This window comes from Microcoleus asticus IPMA8 (assembly GCF_013179805.1).
Lineage (GTDB): Bacteria > Cyanobacteriota > Cyanobacteriia > Cyanobacteriales > Microcoleaceae > Microcoleus > Microcoleus asticus.
In genome coordinates this window covers 1-4,079 of sequence record NZ_SRRZ01000238.1, presented here as the reverse complement: position 1 = coordinate 4,079, position 4,079 = coordinate 1, and the positions used below count along the sequence as shown (strand labels likewise).

The 4,079-nt window shown below is 45.9% G+C and carries 6 protein-coding genes; 1 reads left to right on the top strand and 5 read right to left on the bottom strand.

The window, feature by feature from the left end; translation table 11 throughout:
* Positions 1 to 288 precede the first annotated feature (288 nt).
* Both xseB and xseA read right to left on the bottom strand, forming a co-directional pair.
* The gene (xseB, locus tag E5S67_RS31235) at positions 289 to 516 is read right to left on the bottom strand and encodes an exodeoxyribonuclease VII small subunit (RefSeq protein ID WP_172193258.1); all 228 of its coding nucleotides are present in this window, start codon (positions 514 to 516) and stop codon (positions 289 to 291) included.
* Entirely contained in the window at positions 513 to 1,682 is a 1,170-nt protein-coding gene (gene xseA, locus E5S67_RS31230; RefSeq protein ID WP_172193256.1) for an exodeoxyribonuclease VII large subunit, read from the bottom strand. Before xseA ends, xseB begins: the two co-directional genes overlap by 4 nt.
* 235 nt (positions 1,683 to 1,917) lie before the next feature.
* Between xseA and E5S67_RS31225 the strand changes: the two genes are divergently transcribed.
* A complete protein-coding gene (locus tag E5S67_RS31225; protein ID WP_172193254.1) occupies positions 1,918 to 2,655 on the top strand; it encodes a hypothetical protein in 738 nt (245 codons plus the stop codon).
* Between the two features lie 11 nt (positions 2,656 to 2,666).
* Here the strand turns inward: E5S67_RS31225 and E5S67_RS31220 are convergent, their stop codons facing one another.
* The 3 genes from E5S67_RS31220 to remA form a co-directional block, all read right to left on the bottom strand.
* Entirely contained in the window at positions 2,667 to 2,834 is a 168-nt protein-coding gene (locus E5S67_RS31220; protein WP_172193252.1) for a hypothetical protein, read from the bottom strand.
* The gene (gene gmk / locus E5S67_RS31215; RefSeq protein WP_172193260.1) at positions 2,831 to 3,394 is read right to left on the bottom strand and encodes a guanylate kinase; all 564 of its coding nucleotides are present in this window, start codon (positions 3,392 to 3,394) and stop codon (positions 2,831 to 2,833) included. Before gmk ends, E5S67_RS31220 begins: the two co-directional genes overlap by 4 nt.
* 78 nt (positions 3,395 to 3,472) lie before the next feature.
* On the bottom strand, positions 3,473 to 3,739 hold the full coding sequence (gene remA / locus E5S67_RS31210) for an extracellular matrix/biofilm regulator RemA (RefSeq protein WP_172193250.1): 267 nt from the start codon (positions 3,737 to 3,739) through the stop codon (positions 3,473 to 3,475).
* Positions 3,740 to 4,079 lie beyond the last annotated feature (340 nt).

Below are 4,079 nucleotides of genomic sequence, written 5' to 3'. Positions count from 1 at the left end.
TTGTAAGAATTCGGCTGCCTATCTTTTTTTACCACAAGTGGGTTAAATCTTTACGCTCTCAGGGTTTGGGGCGGGTTGTCACCCCCCCAGCACTATGTCAAATCCTTTTGATGATTTGATTTATTGGTCGGGGTTTATTTGTCAGGTTTGCATCGAGTTCGGGTGTTTAATTATGTCAACAAACAGGTCAGACACACATTCCGACAGGAAATTAATTCCCTGTCGGGCTTTCGGCAAAACGCGCTATTTTCTCTACATTTATCGGCCCTAATCCCCGTTTATCTGCGCTTAAAAATCTGGTTCCGCAGCTAAAAGCTCGATCGACAAATCCATCTGTTCCTTCCTCCGCGCCAAAAAACTTTCGCACTCCTGCCAACACTCCAAAGCCACCGCAAACTGCTCGAAAACCTCTTCTAGAGGCAACTCTCCCGATTCCACTCGATCGATAATCGCTTCAATTCGATCGACCGTTTCCTCATAATTCCAGTCAGACTGGCGCAACTGCGAATCAATCATAACTTTTCTTCTGCATCCAATACTTCTACAATCTTAACTTTCAGCACGCCCCGACTCAACCTCACAGTCAATTCTTCTCCCAATTCCAAACCGTCAGTTGTGCGGACGATCGTACCGTCACTTTGGATTACCGCCGCATAACCCCTTTGCAAAACCGCTGCCGGATTCAGTGCGGATAACTTTTCTTGCAATACCTCCAGTTTACCAGTTACTTGCCGCAAAGTTCGGGATGTGGCAGGCAAGCGTTTTAATCGATTTTGTAACAGTTGCAAATGCTCTTCTTCTGTCTGAAATCTTGCCCGCACAGCGTTTGCTAAATTGACCATTCGCTGCTTGTGTTCAGAGTAAATATCTGCCAAAATTGGTACAGCTTGAGCCGCCGCCGCAGTGGGAGTGTGGGCTCGTTTATCTGCTACTAAATCGGCGAGAGATTCGTCTCTTTCGTGCCCGATTCCTGTAATAATTGGAATCGGGCAATTCGCGATCGCCCTGACAACTCTCTCATCATTAAAACAAGCCAAATCTTCCGCAGAACCGCCGCCGCGCGCTAAAACGATCGCATCAGCCCTACCGTCCAATTCTACCCGAGCGATCGCCCTAGCAATGGCAGCAGCAGCCAATTCTCCCTGCACTCCTGTCGGCGACAGCAACACCCGCAAACCAGGATACCTTTGGGCTAGAGTGCGCTGAATGTCCCCCCAAGCAGCACCGGTATCGGATGTCACCACGGCGACAATTTGCGGGTGTGCGGGAATCGGGCGCTTTCTGGCGGGATCGAAGAAACCCTCAGCATCGAAGCGCGATCGCAATTGCTGCAACCGCAAAGCCTGCAATCCTTCCCCAGCCGGTAGCGATTGCACAACAGTCAACTGGTACTCGCCGCGATTTTTGTAAACCCGGATGCTTCCCAAAACCAGCAACTGTTCTCCTTTTGCGGGCATTTGCACCAATTTTTGCCGCTGAGAATTCCACACCACGCAGCGAATGGCAGCGCTTTTGTCGGTGTCGCACAGAGTGAAAAAGCAGCCGCTGGGGTGGTGCGAAACGTTGGACACCTCGCCTGTCAGCCAAACTGATTGCAGGTTGCGATCGCCCTCCAACAAGTCTTGCAGGTAAGATGTTAGTCCGGCAACAGACAACGCTGTATCGGGAAGAATTGAAGTCATCCTATTTTAGATTTTAGATTTTAGATTTTAGATTTAGGCTACTATCAATACTTCGGACAGTGTGTGATTGCCAACCGTAAAATAAGGGTTTCAGGGCGATTGCGCAATCTAGTTCCTAACGGAAAATCAATGGTTTCAGACTAGGATCTAAAAATAGTCCGGACTATTGTACTAGATCTAAGGTAATTTATTTGTATACCGATCGGCAGATCGTTAATTAACTGCAAACAAACTCATGATATCAGATACAACGACTTCGATGAATGTGCTGCGCCAAGAGGCTGCGGCGATCGGCATTACTGAGGCCGAAGCCAGAAAATATGGCGACCTCCGACATAAAAGAACTTGGTCTTTGGCGATCGAACATCATCTCTCAATGCAAGATTTTGCCGATCAAATAGAAACATCCTTCACAACTTGCGAACCCGATTCCTCCAGCGCACTCAACCACTCTCAGACTTCGGAGTCGAAAGGCTATGGTATTCAGCTAACTGCGAACCTAGGCGAATCTAGAGTAACCAGGGAGAACCAAACAGCATCTCTTCCTTCGTTGCAACAGCCAGCAGAAGAAACCGGGCGATCGCAGGGCAATTCTGAGCACCGCAGCAATCAAAGCCGAGGTTTTAAACAAGTAGTTCAAAATCATATTAAAGCATTAACAATTGCATCCGCAACCCGCACAAATCAGCCCTATTCACAAGTGGGAAATTGGGTTTGTCCCGAGTGCGGGCCGGAGGGCGAAATTAGCTGTCACCTGTGCGAGGGTACTGGCAATGTAGACGATATTGCAGCTATTGGGTGGACGCTAGCTTATATGGAAATGTTAGGCTGTTCTGCTCGCGAAATCGAACCGCTCAGGAAATTTCCGCCTTCCTTAAATATTCTGGAATTGAATTTAAAAGTTTGTGTTGCTATCAAACAAAGTAGCGAAGTTTTAGCCCGGACTGAAAAATGGGTAATTGGTAATTGGTAATGGGTAATATCCTATTCGGTGACATCGCTCCGAATATCCAAGTGCGATCGTCCCACTCGCGAGCAAAGAATCTGTACATCGCCCAAGCAAAGAAAATTGCATCTAGGAAAATCATCAAATTCTATATCTTTCTTTCCATCTCCCAAGTCGAAACTCACAACTTTTCCCCATCCACTCATTTTCCGTCCCTAACAAACAATATGGATTCCAGTTTTTTTAAAGCAACTTCTAAATCATCATTAACAACCTGAAAATCAAATTCCCCCGCAGCTTCAATTTCCTCTTTAGCCCGCAGCAACCGACGGGCGATCGCACTTTCGGAATCTTGACCCCGACTCCGCAAGCGCCGTTCCAACTCATCCCAAGAAGGAGGTAAAATAAAAATTCGCAGCGCCTCTGGAAAATTATTCCTAATTTGCCTCGCCCCTTCCAGCTCAAGTTCCAGGATTACCGATTTTCCCTCACCGATTCCTTGTTTGAGACCCAAATAAGGAGTACCGTAAAAATTACCGGCAAACTCGGCCGATTCGGCCAATTCTCCAGCCTCAACCATTTGTTCAAAGCGGCTGCGGCTGACAAAATAGTAATGCTTTCCCTCAATTTCTCCCTCACGGGGCGATCGAGTTGTCACCGATACCGAAAGATACAATTCGGGATGGCGATTGAGGAGCGATCGTAATAGGGTGCCTTTCCCCACACCGCTAGGCCCCGTCAGAACAATTAATTTACCAGATTTCATTTTGAGAATAGAAACGTGTAACAATTTAAGTTTCCGCTTACTTTAGACTGTAAACGCTTAAATTGCAACTGACCAACCTCAATCATCCCGACCTTGACCGTCTTTGCCGATCGCAAAACGATTAGCAACAGTTTCCGGCTGAATCGCCGAGAGGATGACGTGACTCGAATCTGTAATAATTACCGCTCTCGTGCGGCGGCCGTAAGTTGCGTCAACCAGTTGTCCCCGCTCCCGCGCATCAGTAATAATCCGCTTAATTGGCGCTGACTCGGGACTGACAATGGCAATCACTCGATTAGCAGACACAATGTTACCAAAACCGATATTAATTAATTGAATATCCATGAAAATCTTAATCTGTAGGTGAACGATTGACTATCAATCCTTTCTTTTTATCATATAATATACAAAGATTTTTTCTGACACTCCTTAAATTAATCCCAACTAAGTGTTTTAGTTTATACCTAATTTTTTGACCCTTTTGACGCCGATTACCCTGTTCTTTATCAAAAATTTAAAAAAGACTCGCTGTTGCCGCTCTATCTTAAAGATTCGGTAAAACCGTCTATTTTTAGTTGCTAATAAAAGCATTAGGGCTCTCCTGAACTTGTGGTTATAATTTTATCTAATCAGAGAAGCAAGCTAATACGCGATTCCTGAAATTATTAAAATTAGAAAAGCCATA